Source organism: Streptomyces sp. CA-179760 (assembly GCF_050937045.1).
Taxonomy (GTDB): domain Bacteria; phylum Actinomycetota; class Actinomycetes; order Streptomycetales; family Streptomycetaceae; genus Streptomyces.
Genome location: NZ_JBNJLZ010000001.1, coordinates 5,719,044 through 5,735,129, shown reverse-complemented (window position 1 = coordinate 5,735,129; position 16,086 = coordinate 5,719,044). Strand labels below are relative to the sequence as shown.

11 protein-coding genes and 1 pseudogene are annotated in these 16,086 nt (G+C 72.7%); 8 read left to right on the top strand and 4 right to left on the bottom strand.

What is annotated here, in order from left to right; genetic code table 11:
* Positions 1 to 203: 203 nt before the first annotated feature.
* From ACQEV8_RS26085 to ACQEV8_RS26070, 4 genes and pseudogenes are all read right to left on the bottom strand, one after another.
* Positions 204 to 644, bottom strand: coding sequence for a hypothetical protein (locus ACQEV8_RS26085; RefSeq protein WP_432964652.1), 441 nt, complete (start codon positions 642 to 644; stop codon positions 204 to 206).
* Positions 641 to 2,455, bottom strand: a complete 1,815-nt coding sequence (locus ACQEV8_RS26080; RefSeq protein WP_432964649.1) for a glycosyltransferase — start codon at positions 2,453 to 2,455, stop codon at positions 641 to 643. Before ACQEV8_RS26080 ends, ACQEV8_RS26085 begins: the two co-directional genes overlap by 4 nt.
* A 228-nt stretch (positions 2,456 to 2,683) precedes the next feature.
* The gene (locus ACQEV8_RS26075) at positions 2,684 to 4,825 is read right to left on the bottom strand and encodes a lipopolysaccharide biosynthesis protein (RefSeq protein ID WP_432972992.1); all 2,142 of its coding nucleotides are present in this window, start codon (positions 4,823 to 4,825) and stop codon (positions 2,684 to 2,686) included.
* A 106-nt stretch (positions 4,826 to 4,931) separates the two neighbouring features.
* Positions 4,932 to 6,121: pseudogene (locus ACQEV8_RS26070) on the bottom strand (DegT/DnrJ/EryC1/StrS family aminotransferase).
* A gap of 323 nt (positions 6,122 to 6,444) precedes the next feature.
* Between ACQEV8_RS26070 and fahA the strand changes: the two are divergent.
* The 8 genes from fahA (at position 6,445) to ACQEV8_RS26030 (ending at position 16,079) form a co-directional block, all read left to right on the top strand.
* Complete coding sequence (gene fahA / locus ACQEV8_RS26065) at positions 6,445 to 7,716, top strand: fumarylacetoacetase (RefSeq protein ID WP_432964646.1); 1,272 nt, start codon at positions 6,445 to 6,447, stop codon at positions 7,714 to 7,716.
* A gap of 241 nt (positions 7,717 to 7,957) precedes the next feature.
* A complete protein-coding gene (locus ACQEV8_RS26060) occupies positions 7,958 to 8,896 on the top strand; it encodes a M56 family metallopeptidase (RefSeq protein ID WP_432972989.1) in 939 nt (312 codons plus the stop codon).
* Between the two features lie 170 nt (positions 8,897 to 9,066).
* Entirely contained in the window at positions 9,067 to 9,867 is an 801-nt protein-coding gene (locus ACQEV8_RS26055; protein WP_432964643.1) for a GntR family transcriptional regulator, read from the top strand.
* Positions 9,868 to 9,900: 33 nt separating this feature from the next.
* Positions 9,901 to 10,128 carry a 4Fe-4S dicluster domain-containing protein gene (locus tag ACQEV8_RS26050; protein WP_432964640.1) on the top strand — a complete coding sequence of 76 codons (228 nt, stop codon included), beginning with the start codon at positions 9,901 to 9,903 and terminating at the stop codon, positions 10,126 to 10,128.
* Between the two features lie 15 nt (positions 10,129 to 10,143).
* Complete coding sequence (locus tag ACQEV8_RS26045; RefSeq protein ID WP_432964637.1) at positions 10,144 to 11,520, top strand: ABC transporter substrate-binding protein; 1,377 nt, start codon at positions 10,144 to 10,146, stop codon at positions 11,518 to 11,520.
* Positions 11,517 to 12,410, top strand: coding sequence for an ABC transporter permease (locus ACQEV8_RS26040; protein WP_432964634.1), 894 nt, complete (start codon positions 11,517 to 11,519; stop codon positions 12,408 to 12,410). Before ACQEV8_RS26045 ends, ACQEV8_RS26040 begins: the two co-directional genes overlap by 4 nt.
* Positions 12,394 to 13,236: an ABC transporter ATP-binding protein gene (locus ACQEV8_RS26035; RefSeq protein ID WP_432964631.1), complete on the top strand. Its 843-nt coding sequence runs from the start codon at positions 12,394 to 12,396 to the stop codon at positions 13,234 to 13,236. Before ACQEV8_RS26040 ends, ACQEV8_RS26035 begins: the two co-directional genes overlap by 17 nt.
* Positions 13,237 to 13,247: 11 nt before the next feature.
* Positions 13,248 to 16,079, top strand: coding sequence for a fumarate reductase/succinate dehydrogenase flavoprotein subunit (locus ACQEV8_RS26030; RefSeq protein WP_432964628.1), 2,832 nt, complete (start codon positions 13,248 to 13,250; stop codon positions 16,077 to 16,079).
* Positions 16,080 to 16,086 lie beyond the last annotated feature (7 nt).

The following is a 16,086-nucleotide window of genomic DNA, read 5'->3' as shown; positions in this document are numbered from 1 at the left end:
CGTGGCGGACGTGATCAGCAGTCGGCGCCGGCCCGATACGAACGGGCCGGCGACCGGCCGCTCCTCGGTCGCGTTCGAGTCGCGGCGAAAGGGACGGTGGGGCCAGTGGGAGCGACGAGAACCGTCGGATCGGTGGGGACCGTCGGATCGGTGGGAACGGTCGGATCGGTGGGAACGGTCGGATCGGTGGGGACGGTTGAACCTCACTGAGCGGAACCCTTCGGTGTACTCGGCGTCGTCCTCGGCCGCGGGGAGGCGCGCAGCGGCGGACAGAACGCGGCGAGCGTGGTCAGCAGGGTCAGCGTCAGCAGCACCCGCTGCGCGCTGAAGGTGTGCGTGGCGATCAGGACGGTCGCGACGAGCATCACGGCACCGATGCTCATGAACAGCACCAGCATCAGCCGCTCCAGCAGGTCGGAGTGGCGTGCGAAGTCCGGGTCCCGGCGCTCGACGGGCCCTTCGGCGGGCCGCGCCCCCAGTGCGGGGGCGCAGATTCTGACCATCGCCGCGCCCGGGCCCGCGGCCAGGAAGAGGACGACAGCGGCGCCCCGCAGCGGCGATCCGCCGGGCAGGGCGAGCGCGGCGAGCGCGAGCCAGCCGCCGAACGGCGGCAGCATCCGGACCACGAGTTCCTGCGGTGTCATCGCTCCGCTCCCTCGGACTGCTTCAGTACGTAGAGCCATCCGGCGCTGTTCTGCGCCACGAGCCGGAACCGCGGTGAGGCGGCGACGGACTTCCGGATGCGGTCCAGCTGCGCCTCGGTGAGCTGGCCGTTCATCTCGGAGTTGGCCAACTGCCCCTGGGTGAGCAGGAAGTAGGCCCGGGCCGGCCGCTCCACCCCGGCCATGTCACTGGCGAGGGTGGCCGCCGGCTTCTGGACGATCCGGTCGACGTGACTGCGGGCGTCGTCCAGGAACCAGTAGTGGTCGACGCTCCAGTAGGAGTCGTACGCGAGCGGGTAGTTGCGGTTGGCGGCGACGACGAGCGAGCCGTCGGGCGCCTGGTCGAACAGCTGCCGTACGAGGGCCACTTCCTGCGGCGGGAAGTAGTTGATCCGGTCCTTGCCGGAGTAGGCCGGGACGAACGCCAGGGTTCCGCCGAGCAGCGCGGCCAGCGGCAGCCAGACGCCGAGCCACCGTCGCCCGCGCTCGGCGGGGGCGGCCTGCTTGCTGACGACTTCCCGCGCCGCGGCGTCGGCGGCCAGCGTGCGGACCTTGGGCAGCAGCGCGGCGGCGGCGAAGAACGCGGCGCCGGGCAGCATGAAGAGCAGCACCCGGAAAATCATCTCGCTGCCGTAGCTGCTGGCCGCGAACATCGGCAGCGGGGCAGCCGCGATCAGCAGCAGCGGCCGGGCCCGGTGCCGCAGCACCCGTTGGCGCAGCACTCCGAGGGCCGCGAGCAGCAGGACGGAGCCGGACAGCAGCCGGGCCGCCCAGGAGGTCGCGATCGCTCCGGTGCCGGTCGGGGTGGCGCCGTACCCCGTCTCGACGTTGGCACCCACATCGCCGATGGAGCGGATCATGTCCGGCATCGCGGCGGACAGGAAGGGCAGCGCCGCCGTGAGGCACCAGGCCAGGAAGATCACGACGGTCGTGACCACCGGGACCCAGTCGCGGTAGCGGCGGCTGAGGCACAGAGCGAGCAGGCAGACGACGAGCATGCCCGGGGTGAGCTGGTGGGAGATGACGATCGCCACGAGCAGGACGGTGATCACCACCGTCCACACGGCCTGCCGGGGCTGCCCGCGCCGCACGGCGGACCGGCCGAAGCGGCGCAGGACCACGGCCAGGACGCCGACGTGCAGCGCGTAGGCCACGGACTGGGGCGAGAAGTAGTCCTGCCCGACCCAGTTGGCGACGTAGAAGAGCCAGACGGCGGTCCAGATCAGCCGCCGGTCCTCGGTGAAGGTGCGGTAGATCAGCAGCAGCGGGAGCAGCAGCATCAGACTGGAGGCCAGGGGCCACCAGGCCATGAACATCGCGGCCGAGTCCACGCCCAGCAGCCGCACCAGGGCGGCCTGCGCCGCGAAGAAGCCCGGCCACTGGTCGTACACCGCCATGTCGCCGACCTGGTCGGCCGTTTGCAGACCGCCGGCCGTCAGCAGATGGTCGATGACCGCCTCGTGCTTCCACGCCCAGGCGTACAGCGGGGTCGGATAGACCACGGCCTGGGTCGCCCGCTCCATCACCAGCAGCCCGAGGACGTACGCCGCTGCCCAGCCGCCCCGCCGGCGCGGATCGCGGACGGTGAACCAGAAGCCGGTGGTGAGCACCGCGAGACCGGCCCAGAAGGTGGGGTGCAGCGCGGTGACCAGGCCGTAGTCGTCGAGCCGCGAGACATCGGTGTGCCGCACGGCGTACACCCAGAGGGCGAGCGCGGCGAACAGCGGAACGCCGGGCCAGGCGAGGGCGCGGCGCCCAGGCCAGACGGGAGGCAGATCGGACAGGTCCGTCACAGGCTCATGGGCGGGGCTCGACGACTCCGAGGAAGAGGGGCTGGAGGACTGGCTGGAGGTCTCGGGGTGAGGAGCCGACGAGTCCGCTTCGTCCCGGGCGGGTGTGGGTTCTGGCGTGGATCTCTCCCGTGGAGTTGCTGGCGGACGCACGGTGGTTCCCCCCTGGCGAATCGGCTCTGTTCGACTCTGTTCGGCGCCGGATCGTGTCGGTTCGGCACTGGATCGTGATCAGTCGCTGGGCCGGCGGCGGCTCGGTGGTCCGTCGGCCGGTCGGTTGGCTATGGAGCGGGAGCGCGTCCACGCCGACGCGGCGCGGCGGAGCAGCAGAAGCAGGACGAGGACGGCGAGCAGGGGCGGCGCGACGGGTGCGAGCGCGTCGCGCCACACCCAGCCGCCGACCGCGACGAGATACAGAACCCCCCAGCGCCCCGGCCACGTCAGCCGCCCGCCCGCGCTCGCGAGCAGCAGCCACAGCGGCACGAGGCACAGCAGCTGGCAGACCGGCGGAGCCCAGCGCAGCAGCGGCTCGGGCCCGTCGAGCCCCAGCGTGTCCACGAGGAAGCCGGCCGTCTTCTCGTACAACGCCCCGTCCACCGGCCGCGGTTCCCGCCCGAGGGCGACCGGTGCGGTGTACAGGGCGAGCAGGGCCACGTAGAGCGCCGTGCCGGGCAGCCACGGGTCGCGCCGGGTGCACAGCGTGAGGGCGGCGACGAACACCACGAGCAGCAGGCCCCCCGCCGTGAGCGAGGGCAACGGCAGCCCCTCCAGCAGCTGTCGCCCGGTCAGTGCCGCTTCGGAGGCGTCGTCGAGCCAGGGCAGGTCGCGCAGCGGTGCCAGGAAGAAGACGGCGGCGACACCGAGCAGGCTCCAGAGGGCGCCTCTGAGCCGCCGCTCCTGTGGCTCCTCGTCCGGGAGCGGTTCTGCGGGCTCTTGTGGTGGTTCCCGGGCCGGCACCTCCGGCCGCACGATCAGTGCCAGTGTGTCCGCCTGCAACGCCTCGCGCTCGTACCCCGGCCGGCCGATGAACAGCGTGACCGTGTCCTGGTCACCGTCCTTGGGCTGGTACGCGGCCCGGCGCGCCCAGGTCGTGCCGTATCCGGCGGTGGCGTTGAGTTTCGCCCAGTGGGTGCCGTAGGAGGGCTCCGCGGACATACGTACAGCGGGCGGACCGTCGTCGTGGCGCAGTGCCGCCCGGAGCCCGACCGTCGAGACGACGGCGATCAGCGTCATGCTCAGCAGCACCGCCCAGCCGGCGCCCGCGATCCCGGCCGGGGTGAACAGCACCGCCGCGCTGCCCAGCACCAGGGCGCACATGGCGCCTTGGAGCGCGGCCAGCACACCCGTGCGCCCCTGGACGCGCAGCACGCCGATGTACAGCTCCACCACGACCCGCGGCAGCGCCCCGAGGGCGAGCAGCCGCAGCACGGTCGAGCCGTGCTCGGCGTAGTCCGGGCTGAACGGCGTGAGGATGTACGGGGCGAAGAGGACCAGCACCGCCACGACCGGGACCAGCAGCAGTGTCATGCGCCGCAGTGCTCCCCGGACGCCGTCGGCGAGCTGGCGCGGGTCGTGCGAGGCGTGCGCGGTGAGGGACGAGGCCATGTTGATGGCCATGAACTCCATCGTGCCGCCGACGGTGTACGCCACGTAGAAGTAGCCGTTCTCCGCGGCGCTGAAGCGGACCGCGACCATCACGGGCAACAGGTTGATCATGGCGAGGCTGAACAGCGCGCCCAGTGAGTCCCCGGCCAGGAAGCGGCCCATGTCGCGGAGTTTCGGAGGCTCCTTCCCGCGGTCGTGGTCCGCCTGGCGCGGGATGAGCCTGCGGAAGATCAGCCAGCCCAGCGGCAGGGTGGAGAAGGCGATCGCCACGGCCCAGGAGACGAAGATGCCGAGGACGGGCAGCGTGCCGGCGAAGACGGCCAGCAGGGCCAGTTTCCCGACCGAGAACACCGCGTTCCCGGCCGGTACCCACTCCGCCTTGCGCAGTCCGGTGAGCACGCCGTCCTGGAGGGTGAGCAACGCCCAGGCCACGCACGCCGCGACGAACACCGCCCCCGCCATGGGTGTGCCGAGGGGGGCGTACGAGGCTCCCCAGGCGTCGAGCGTGAGCAGGAAGACGGCGGCGGCGAGCGCCACGATCAGCGAGCTGGCCACGTAGGTGCCCCACACCAGGCGCCCGGTCTCCCGTCCCGCGCGCGGGACGAAGCGCACCACGGCCCCGATCATGGTCGTCGCCGTGATGCTGGCGAGCAGCCGCATCGCGGCGATCGCGGCGGAGCCCTGGCCGACGGCCTCCTCGGAGTAGTAGCGGGCGGCCACCAGCCAGAATCCCAGGCCCAGCACTGCGGACACGCCGGTGCTGAGCATGAGGAAGTAGGCGTTCTTGAACAGCGAGTCGTGCGTGTGGTCGTTGTCGGCAGGCTCGAGCTCGCCCCCTCCGGCGCGCGTGGGGGCGGGCTCGTGCACCTGGATCTCAGCCACGGGACTGACCCAGCCCTCCCGGTGTCGGCCTGCTACCGGGCAGCTCCCCCGGTGCTTCGACCGGCCGTGCCCCGGACCGCTCCAGCACCTCGACGACCGTCCGCGCCCGCAGCGGGTCCACGGGCAGCGTGTGCCGCGCGAACCAGCGGGCCGCCTCGGGGGCCGGTGAGGGGTCGGTGAACTCCGCACCGGCGTAGTCGTCCAGGGGTGGGTCGTAGAGGTAGCCGACGACGATGCGCTGCCGTGCCAGTGCCGCGATCGCCGCGTCCCGGTCCGCCACGAACAGCGGGACGCGGAACAGCGGCTGTGTGCCGTACGCATCGCGCGGCTTGGCCCAGGGCGTGGACAGCAGCAGCTCCGTGCCCGCCCGGCACGCGTCCAGCACGTCGTCGAGCCGGTCGAGCTTGCGCCCGATGCGCCGCAGCCGCAGCAGGCCGGACTCCTGGCGGTAGTCATGCATGTCGACCCGTACCCAGGGGTGGTGCGCCTCGAGCCCGGGCGCCCGGCGCTCGGCCCGGGCGAGTTCGTCCGGGCGCAGCGGCATCCGGATCTCCTCGCGGTCCGCGAGACCCAGCAGCCGGATCGCGGCCCAGGCGGCGCGCCGCAGCCGCAGCCCGCGCACCGTCGCCTCCGCGAACGGCCTGATCGCGTAAGACAGTTCGGAGCTCATCCGGCGCGGGACGAGCAGTCCCGCGCAGGTCTCCTCCACCGCCTCCCGCAGCCCCGGATCGGCGAGCGAGAGCATGCCTCCGGCCTTGGCGCCCACATGCTTGGACAGGCTGAACGCGGATGCCTCCCCCACGCCCCGACCGGCCTGTCCCCCACCCTGCTGCCGATGGCGTGCGCCGCGTCCTCGAACAGCGGGATCCCGAGCGCGTCGCACTTCCGCCTCAGGCGCGGCGCCGGGTCCGGGTTCCCGTACAGGTTCGTCGTGAGCACGGCCGACACCGAGCGCCAGGTCTCCTCGGGCACGGCATCGAGGTCGATGGACGCGTCGAGCGGGTTCAACGGCGCCTGCACCGGACGCAGTCCGGCCGCGAGCACGACGAAGAAGATGACGTCGTCGTTGACCGGCGACATCAGCACCCGTCCGCCGGGCGGGCACCAGTGGCGCAGCGCCACGTACAGCCCGAAACGGCACGACGGTACATACACACATTCCCGGCCGAGCCGGACGCGCATGGTCTCTTCCAGCCGCTTCGGCTGTGGACCACGCCGTACCGAGCCCGGACCGGCCTCCCCTACGGCCATCCGCCCCCTGGTGTGCCGTGGGAACGCCCCCTCCCCGAGGCCTTCCGGCACCCGCCCAGAGTCGCCCCGTTCGCACCGCTCCGTCAAGATTGCGTCGCGTCCTGTGGATAACTTCCGCCACGTACGAAAGTGGCGTCTCGTCCGTCGCGCCGGAGTCGCGCCGTCCGGTCACCCCGACACCCACCTGCCCCGTTCGCCCGGGTCCGCCTCCTCGGACTCGGCCCACGACCGGCGTGCCACCCGTAACGTGTGGCATGACCACGAACACGTGGCGACGACATGGCACACCCGAAAGCGAGGCAGCACCCGATGCCCCCTTCGATGTCCCCGAGGGCGACCCCTTCGGCCCGCACAATCTGCCGTACGGCGTGTTCTCCCTCCCCGGCTCGTCCCACCGGTCCGTTGGCGTCCGGCTCGGCGACCATGTACTGGACGCCGGTGCCGCGGCCCACGCGCTCGGCTCCCCGTACGCCGCCCTGCTGGCCCGGCCGACCCTCAACCCGCTGCTGGCGGCGGGGCGCACGGCCTGGTCGGACGTGCGCCGGGCGCTGACCGCCTGGGTGACCGTGCCGTCCCACCGCGAGACCGTCGAACCACTGTTCCACCCCCTGTCCTCGGTGACCCTGCACCTCCCCTTCGAGGTCGCGGACTACGTCGACTTCTACGCCTCCGAGAATCACGCCCGGAACGTCGGCCAGATCTTCCGCCCCGACGCCGAGGACTCCCTGACCCCCAACTGGAAGCATCTGCCGATCGGCTACCACGGCCGCTCCGGCACGGTCGTCGTCTCCGGCACGGACGTCGTGCGCCCCGCCGGCCAGCGCAAGGCGCCCACCGACGCCGCTCCCTTGTTCGGCCCGTCCGTCCGCCTGGACATCGAGGCCGAGGTCGGCTTCGTGGTCGGCGCACCGTCCCGGATGGGCGAGCCGGTGTCCCTCGACGGCTTCCGCGAGCACGTCTTCGGCCTCTGTCTCCTCAACGACTGGTCCGCACGCGACATCCAGGCCTGGGAGTACGTCCCCCTCGGCCCGTTCCTCGGCAAGTCCTTCGCCACGTCGGTGTCGGCGTGGATCACCCCGCTGGACGCCCTGGAGGACGCCCGGGTGGCCCCGCCGGCCCGTACGCACCAGCTGCTGCCGTACCTGGACGACAGCGACGAGGAACCGAGCGGCTACGACCTGCGGATCACCGTCGCCGTCAACGGCCACGTCGTCTCCGAGCCGCCCTTCTCCACCATGTACTGGACGGCCGCCCAGCAGCTGGCCCACATGACCGTGAACGGCGCCTCCCTGCGCACCGGCGACCTGTACGGCTCGGGCACGGTGAGCGGCCCGGCGGACCGGGAGCGCGGCTCCCTGCTGGAGCTGACCTGGAACGGCCGCGAGCCCCTCGAACTCCCGGACGGCAAGCGGGCGTTCCTGGAGGACGGCGACGTGGTGACCCTCTCGGCCTGGGCTCCGGGGCCGGACGGCGTGCGGGTGGGGCTCGGCGAGGTGACCGGCCGGGTGACACCGGGATCGGAATGAGCCCTCCCGGGAGGGCCGAGTCTGGCCGACAGTCGCCCCTCCCGGCTCTTCCGATGGCGTTCGGCTCCTGACTCACACCGCCCGGCCCGTCATACTGGGCGTCGGGCGGTGTGTCCGCCCGCGCGCCGTACACGGCCCGTTCGGCGAGCACCTCGGCCGTGGCACCGGTGCGCACAGCAGTCGCTCTCCTCGCACCACCCGTAGCCGCCCCTCTTCCGACCAGGAACCGGAGCCCGTGGCAATGACCGTCTGCCTGCTCCTGCTGAGTGTTGTCGCCGTGACGGCCGCCGTGCCCGCGCCCCGGGCGCTGACCCGGTCCGCCTGGCCGGAGCGGGAACCGGTGGTCGCGCTGTGGGTGTGGCAGTGCCTGGTCGCCACCGTCCTGCTGTGCTGCGTGTCGGCTCTCGCCCTGGGCGCCGCCGCCGTCTTCGGCACGGTCCGCGCCCAGCTCTTCGCTCCGGCGCCGCCCGCGGTGACCGCGGCGTACGACCTCTCCACCGCCCCGCCGTGGGCCGCCGCCCTCACCCTGCTGCTGGCCTGCGGCGCCGCCTGGACGACCGCGATGCTCGCGCGCGAACTCGTCGAGGCGCGCCGGCGCCGCGCCCGGGCCCGCGCCCATCTGCGCGAACGCGCTCCCGACCTGCCGGCCGGCCTGCCCGCCGCCCGCGGTCCCCTGCTGGTCCTGGAGGACGAGTACCCCGACGCCTGGTGGATGCCCGGCAGTCCCTCCCAGCTGATCGTCACCACGGGCGCCCTGCACCGTCTCACCGGCCACCAGCTCGACGCCGTCCTCACCCATGAGCGCGGCCACGCCCGCGCCCGCCACGACTGGCTGCTGCACCTGTCCACGGCCCTCGCCACCGGCTTCCCCCGCATCCCGCTGTTCGCCCACTTCTGCGACCAGACCCACCGCCTGGTCGAACTGGCCGCCGACGACACCGCCTCCCGCCGCTGCGGCCATCTGACCACCGCCCTGGCCCTGATCGAGCTCAACCAGCACCGCGGCGTCCTGTCCTGCGCCTCCAGCCACCGGCTGCTGGGCGAACGGGTCGACAGGCTCCTGGAACCGCCGCCCCGGCTGGGCCGCAGGCACCGGGCCATGACGACCACCACGGCCGCGCTCGTACCGCTGCTGCCCCTGCTGATCGCCTTCGCCCCGGGCCTGACGGCGCTCTCGTAGTCGTACCGGCCGGGAACCGGAGCCACGGGGGCGGGTCCGGCCGCGGAACGGCCGCGGCCGTGGTGGCAGATCTCCCCACGGGCCCGCCGAAACCGCAGCTCAACAGTCGAACCGGTCACATCCCCGGTGGCGCAACACTCCCGCAACACTACTTTTCCTATCGGATAGGTATGGTCCGAGCCATGCCCATCGACCGCAGCCGAGACCACGCCGGACAGGGAGCCGCGACCACCGTCGCCGCCCACCGCGCGCGGCGACGGCTGCGCGCCGACCGGGCCAGGCAACTGGCGGACCTGCTCCGCCAGCAGACGCTCACCGGCGCCTTCCCCGACGGCACCCTCCCCCACGAGTCGACCCTCGCCGCCGACTACGGCGCCGGCCGCAACACGGTCCGCGAGGCCCTCGACCTGCTGCGGGCCGAGGGCCTGGTGGAACGCCGGCCCGGCGTCGGCACCGTGGTCGTGGCCCACAAGTACCCCCATGGCCTCGACCGCCTGATGGGCCTCGCGGAAACCCTCCGCGAACACGGCCGGGTCACCAACGAGGTCCGCACCATGGGCCCCGCCCCGGCACCCGCGCCGGTCGCCGAACGCCTCCACCTCGCGCCCGGCACCGACGTCCTCTACATCGAACGCCTGCGCCGTCTGAACGGCCTCCCCCTGTCCCTCGACCTCACCTACATCCCGCTCGACATCGGCACCGAACTGCTCGGCGCCGACCTGGAGAACACCGACGTCTTCCGCCTCCTGGAAGCCGTCACCGGCCAGCCCCTCGGCCACGCCGAGATCACCCTGGAAGCGGTCAGCGCGGACACCCACTCGGCCGCCGTGCTCGAGGCCCCGCGCGGCACCGCCGTCCTCATGCTGGAACGCCTCACCCACCTCGCGGACGGCCGCCCGGTCGACCTGGAGTTCATCCGCTTCCGCGGCGACCGCATCACCATGAGCGGCCTGCTGCACCGGTCCCAGTAGCCACCCCGCTCGCGCAGATCCCTGGAGACAGCCATGCCCTTGGTGCCCCAGCGGGCCGACGTGCCCGTGACCATCGACGAGTCGAAGTGCATCGACGGCTGCACGCTCTGCGTGGACATGTGCCCGCTGGACTCCCTCGCCATCAACGAGAGCAACGGCAAGGCGTACATGCACGTCGACGAGTGCTGGTACTGCGGCCCGTGCGCGGCCCGATGCCCCACCGGAGCCGTCACGGTCAACATGCCCTATCTGCTCCGGTGAGAGGCCCGAACCGTCATGTCCCGAACCAGCACGTCCCGAACCACCCTCAAACGCACGGCGGTCGCGGTGTCCGCCGTCGTCCTCCTGCTCCCGCTCAGCGCCTGCGGCGGTGACGCCGAGGCCGGCAGCGGCTCCACGGTCACCGTCACCGTCGGCTACCAGTCCAGGACGATCAACACCGTCACGGCGGGCACCCTGCTCCGCTCCCTCGGCTACTTCGAGAAACAGCTCAACGCCCGCCACGACGGCATCACCTACAAGGTCGACTGGCAGGACTACGCCACCGGCGCCCCCATCACCGCCCAGATGACCGCCGGGAAGATCGACATCGGCTCGATGGGCGACTTCCCCCTGCTCATCAATGCCGCCCGCGGCAAGCAGCTGAACAGCCCCACCCGCCTGGTCTCGGTCACCGGCTACAACCTCCGCGGCGGCCTCAACACCATCGTCACCGCGCCCGGCTCCAAGCTCGCCACCCTGAAGGACCTGAAGGGCAAGAAGGTCTCCACGAGCGTCGGCTCGGCCGCCGACGGCACCCTCGTGCGGGCTCTGCAGCGCGCCGGCATCGACCCGAACAGTGGCATCGAGAAGCTCAACCAGCAGCCCTCCGTCGGCGCCTCCGCCCTCACCGCGGGCAGCGCGGACGCCCTGTCCCAGTTCGTCGCCTGGCCGGGCCTGCTCGCCTACCAGGGCAAGGCCAAGCCCCTGTACGACGGGGCCCGGCTCAACCTGCCCACCTTCCACGGCGTCACCGCCCGCGAGGACTTCGCCAAGGAGCGGCCCGCCGTGCTGGACGCCTTCCTGAAGGCGCAGGCGGAGGCGACGGACTATCTGAACGACCATCCGGTGGACGCGGCCGAGAAGGTAGCGAAGGCGACCGGCCTGCCCGCCGAGGTCGTCTACCTCTACAACGGCGCTCACGGCATCGCCACCTTCGACCCGGCGATCAAGCCCCAGCTCGTCTCCGCCCTGAAGAAGGACGTCTCGATCCTCAAGTCGGCGAAGCTCACGGGCGACGTGGACGTCGATTCCTTCGTCGACGACCAGTACGTGAAGAAGGCCCTCGGTTCGACGGCGTACGCCAGGCAGCTCGCCACGAAGCCCGCACCGGCCGCGAGCGAGGCCTGGCCCAAGGGCGCCTCGAAGACCGTCACCTTCACCTCCCCCACTCAGCTGCTGAAATACGTGGCCGGACACCGCGACGATCTCCGCGCCGCCTACGTCCCCGACACCACCACCGGCACCGCGTGGTTCGCCGACAAGGCCGTGTGGGTGGCCGACGGCTCCAAGCTGCTGCCCTTCGTCGCACCCGAGACCGCGCGGGCTTACGTCGCCGGGCACGGCGGAGCGCGGGTCGTCTCCTACGCCGACGCTCTGGAGCGGGCATCGTGAGGCGCTATGCGCTCCGTGTGGCCTCCCTGGCCGTCGCCCTCGGCCTGTGGCAGACGCTGACCAGCCTGAACGTCGACCTGTGGCTGCGTTTCTCGCAGTTCCCGACGGTCACCGACGTGGCCCGGGCCTTCGCCGCCCGGCTGTCCGGGCCGGACTACTGGACCGACCTGACCGACAGCCTCACCCGGATCCTCACGGGCTTCCTGCTGGCCGCCGTCCTGGGCGTGGCCACGGGCGTGCTCGTGGCGCGCTCGCGGCTCGCCGAGGACCTGCTCGGCCCGGTGCTGGAGGTGATCCGCCCGATCCCGGCCATCGCGCTCGTGCCCGTGGCGATCCTGCTCTTCCCCTCCAACGAACAGGGCATCGTCTTCATCACCTGCACCGCCGCGTTCTTCCCGGTCCTGGTCTCCACCCGGCACGCGGTGCGCGCCCTGACCCCCATGTGGGAGGAGGCGGTGCGCACCATGGGCGGCGGCCGGTGGCGGATCCTCGGCTCCGTCGTCCTGCCGGGCGCGCTGCCCGGCGTGTTCGGCGGCCTGTCCGTCGGCATCGGCGTGTCCTGGATCTGCGTGATCTCCGCCGAGATGATCTCCGGCCAGTACGGAGTGGGCTACCGCACCTGGCAGGACTACACCGTCGTCGACTACCCGGGCGTGTTCGTCGGCATGGTCACCATCGGCGTGCTCGGCTGGCTCACCTCCACCGCCGTGGAACTGCTGGGCCGGCGCCTCACCCGCTGGCTGCCGCGCACCGCCTACGTCCCGGGCGCCCGGGCACCCAGGCCCGCCCGGTCCGTGAAGCCCGCGCCGGCCGCACCCGCCCCCGCATCCGGCGGCTCCGTGTCCGGCGGCCCCGCATCCGAGGAGGCACGCGATGAGCACCTCGTCTGACACCGTCCCGAACACCTCGTCCGAGGCCGTCCGGGGTACCTCGCCCGAGACCGATGACACCTCGCCCGAGACCGATGGCACCGCGCCACCGGTGCGCGGCACCCGGCTCACTCTGTCGGGCGCCTCCCTCGGCCGCCCCGGCGCACCCGCCCTGGACGACGTCGACCTGGACATCGCCCCCGGCGAGATCCTCACCGTCGTCGGCCCGTCCGGCTGCGGCAAGTCGACCCTCCTGCGCACCCTGGCCGGCCTGCTGTCGCCGCTCTCCGGGGAGATCGCCCAGGACGGGCGGCCGCTGACCGGTCCCGGTGCCGACCGCGCCCTGGTCTTCCAGGAGGACGCACTGCTCCCCTGGCGCACCCTGCGCGCCAACGTCGAACTGCCCCTCGCCATCAGCGGCGTGTCCCGCGCCGAGCGCCGGGAACAGGCCCAGGCGTGGCTGGAGCGGGTCGGACTCGGCGCGCAGGCACGGCAGTTGCCACACCGGGTCTCCGGCGGGCAGCGCCAGCGCGTCCAGCTGGCCCGCGCCCTGGCCGCACGCCCGCGCGCCGTCCTGATGGACGAGCCGTTCGGCGCGCTCGACGCCCAGACCCGCGCGGGCATGCAGGACCTCCTGGTGGAGGTGCTGCACGGCACGGGCGCGACCGTCGTCTTCGTCACCCACGACGTGGACGAGGCCCTGTTCCTCGGCGACCGTGTCGCCCTGCTCGGCGCGGGCGGCCTCGTCGCCGTACGGGACGTGCCCCGCCCGCGCGAGCGGGACGCGCACGACGACCCGGCGCGCGTGGCCCTGCGGCGCGACGTCCTCACCTCGCTCGGTACGTGAAAGGCACCCCGGTGACCACCTCCGTGAACCCCCCTGCGGACACCTCCCTGGCCGTCCCGTCCCTCGCCGACGCCGAGGAACTGACCTGCGACGTCCTCGTCATCGGCGGTGGCACCGCCGGCACCATGGCGGCACTGACCGCCGCCGAGCACGGCGCGAACGTGCTGCTGCTGGAGAAGGCCCACGTCCGCCACTCCGGCGCGCTCGCCATGGGCATGGACGGCGTCAACAACGCGGTCATCCCGGGCCGCGCCGAACCCGACGACTACGTCGCCGAGATCACCCGCGCCAATGACGGCATCGTCGACCAGTCCACCGTCCGCCAGACCGCCACCCGCGGCTTCGGCATGGTGCAGCGGCTGGAGTCGTACGGTGTGAAGTTCGAGAAGGACGAGCACGGCGACTACGCGGTCCGCCAGGTCCACCGCTCCGGCTCCTACGTGCTGCCGATGCCGGAGGGCAAGGACGTCAAGAAGGTCCTGTACCGGCAGCTGCGGCGGCGCGAGATGCGGGAGAAGATCCGCATCGAGAACCGGGTGATGCCGGTGCGTGTTCTCACGGCCGAGGGTCGCGCCGTCGGGGCAGCTTGCTTCAACACCCGTACCGGGCAGTTCGTCCAGGTCCGCGCGGGCGCGGTGATCCTCGCGACCGGCGCGTGCGGCCGCCTCGGCCTGCCCGCCTCTGGCTACCTGTACGGCACCTACGAGAACCCCACCAACGCGGGCGACGGCTACGCCATGGCCTACCACGCGGGCGCCGAGCTCACCGGCATCGAATGCTTCCAGATCAATCCGCTGATCAAGGACTACAACGGCCCGGCCTGCGCCTATGTCGCCAACCCCTTCGGCGGCTACCAGGTCAACCGGCACGGCGAACGCTTCGTCGACTCCGACTACTGGTCGGGCCAGATGATGGCCGAGTTCGCCGCGGAGGTCGCCTCCGACCGGGGTCCGGTCTACCTGAAGCTGAGCCACCTCCCCGAGGAGTCGGTCTCGGCCCTGGAGACGATCCTCCACTCGACCGAACGCCCGACCCGCGGCACCTTCCACTCCGGCCGCGGCCACGACTACCGCACCCACGACATCGAGATGCACATCTCCGAGATCGGCCTGTGCGGCGGCCACTCCGCCTCCGGCGTCCGGGTGGACGACCACGCCCGTACGACCGTGCCCCGGCTGTACGCGGCCGGCGACCTGGCCTGTGTGCCGCACAACTACATGATCGGCGCGTTCGTCTACGGCGACCTCGCGGGCGCGGACGCGTCCCAGTACACGCCCTACGAGGGGGAGTTGCCTGCCGAGCAGCTCCGGGAGGCGCACGAGCTGATCTACCGCCCGCTGCGCAACCCCGGCGGCCCGCCGCAGCCCCAGGTCGAGTACAAGCTGCGCCGCTTCGTCAACGACTACGTGGCTCCGCCGAAGTCCGGCGCCCGGCTGTCGCTCGCCCTGGAGGCGTTCGAGCGGATGCATGCCGACATCGCCGAGATGGGCGCGCACACCGCGCACGAACTGATGCGCTGCGCGGAAGTCACCTTCATCCGCGACTGCGCGGAGATGGCCGCCCGGTCCTCCCTGGCCCGCACGGAGTCCCGCTGGGGCCTCTACCACGACCGACTCGACCACCCGCAGCGCGACGACGCGTCCTGGTTCCACCACCTCGATCTGCACAAGTCCCCCTCTGGTGCGATGGGGTTCACGGCCCGTCCCGTGGCTCCCTATCTCGTTCCGGTCGACGGCTTCAGCCCCGTCGGAGGCCAGTCCCGGCTCATCGGCGAGGTCCACGCCGAGGACGTGGCGATGGCGGGGCCGCGGGATGTGGCACCGGTGGCTGGCCAGGCGGGAGGAGCCGGGGCTGAGGCTGACGCTGAGCAGCCCCAGCGGACCGCGCCGTCCTCGTCCCCCGCTCCCACCCCCGAGCAGTCCTCGGCCCGCCTCCTCGAACTGGTCGCCCTGGCCGATGAGGAGCCCGAACTCGACGCCCTTCAGCCCTACCTGACCGATCCCGCGCCCGCCGTCCGGCGCGAGGCGGTCGCCGTACTCACCGAGACGCTGCCGCCCGGAACGGGCCGCGCCCTCGCCTCCGCCCTGCGCGACACCGCCGCCGAGGTGCGGGCCGCCGCCGCCGCGTCACTGCGGGAACTCGTCGAGACGCTCCCGCCCGAGCCCGACCTGCGCGACGGCCTGGCCGCCGCCCTGACCGAGCCCGACCCGGTGGTCCGCGCCGCCGCGCTGGACGTCCTGCGTGCCCTGCGCCTCGGGGACGCCGTCCTGTTCGCGGACTCCGTGACCGACACCGACATCGCCGTCCGTATCGAGGCCGTACGCGCTCTGGTGTCGGTCGACGCCGCCGAGGAACTGGCCCGCGCGGCGGTCGCCGATCCGTCCCGCGAAGTCCGGGTGGCGATCGCCAAGGGACTGGCCACAGTGGGTGCCGAGCGGCTGTCCGGTGGCCTTCCGGCCGGCTCCGATTCCGCCGCCGGCTCGATCGAAGCGGCCCTCACCGGCCTACTCGACGACCCCGACGCCCTGGTGCGCGCTGCGGCCTACGGGGCACTGGGCACCACCGGCTGCCCGGCGCCCCTCACCGCGCGTGCCGTGGCCGCCCTGTCCGAGTCGGCCTGGCAGGTACGGGGCGGGGCCGCCACGGCCCTGTCCGTCGCCGACCCGGAGGTGGCAGTCCCCGCCCTGGCCAAGGCCCTCGCGGACGCCAACGCCGATGTCCGCAAGGCCGCCGTCCTGGCCCTGACCCGGCACCGCGCCTCCGAGGAGGCCCACGCGGCTCTCGCCACGGCGACGACGGACTCCGACGCTGATGTCAGGGCGTACGCGGCACGGGCGCTGTGACCGGGCC

Excerpts from the sequence above, each read along its gene's own strand:
- ACQEV8_RS26085 (WP_432964652.1), bottom strand. The coding sequence starts at position 644 with ATGACACCGCAGGAACTCGTGGTCCGGATGCTGCCGCCGTTCGGCGGC.
- ACQEV8_RS26075 (WP_432972992.1), bottom strand. The coding sequence starts at position 4,825 with ATGCTCAGCACCGGCGTGTCCGCAGTGCTGGGCCTGGGATTCTGGCTG.
- fahA (WP_432964646.1), top strand. The coding sequence starts at position 6,445 with ATGACCACGAACACGTGGCGACGACATGGCACACCCGAAAGCGAGGCA.
- ACQEV8_RS26060 (WP_432972989.1), top strand. The coding sequence starts at position 7,958 with ATGACCGTCTGCCTGCTCCTGCTGAGTGTTGTCGCCGTGACGGCCGCC.
- ACQEV8_RS26055 (WP_432964643.1), top strand. The coding sequence starts at position 9,067 with ATGGTCCGAGCCATGCCCATCGACCGCAGCCGAGACCACGCCGGACAG.
- ACQEV8_RS26050 (WP_432964640.1), top strand. The coding sequence starts at position 9,901 with ATGCCCTTGGTGCCCCAGCGGGCCGACGTGCCCGTGACCATCGACGAG.
- ACQEV8_RS26045 (WP_432964637.1), top strand. The coding sequence starts at position 10,144 with ATGTCCCGAACCAGCACGTCCCGAACCACCCTCAAACGCACGGCGGTC.
- ACQEV8_RS26035 (WP_432964631.1), top strand. The coding sequence starts at position 12,394 with ATGAGCACCTCGTCTGACACCGTCCCGAACACCTCGTCCGAGGCCGTC.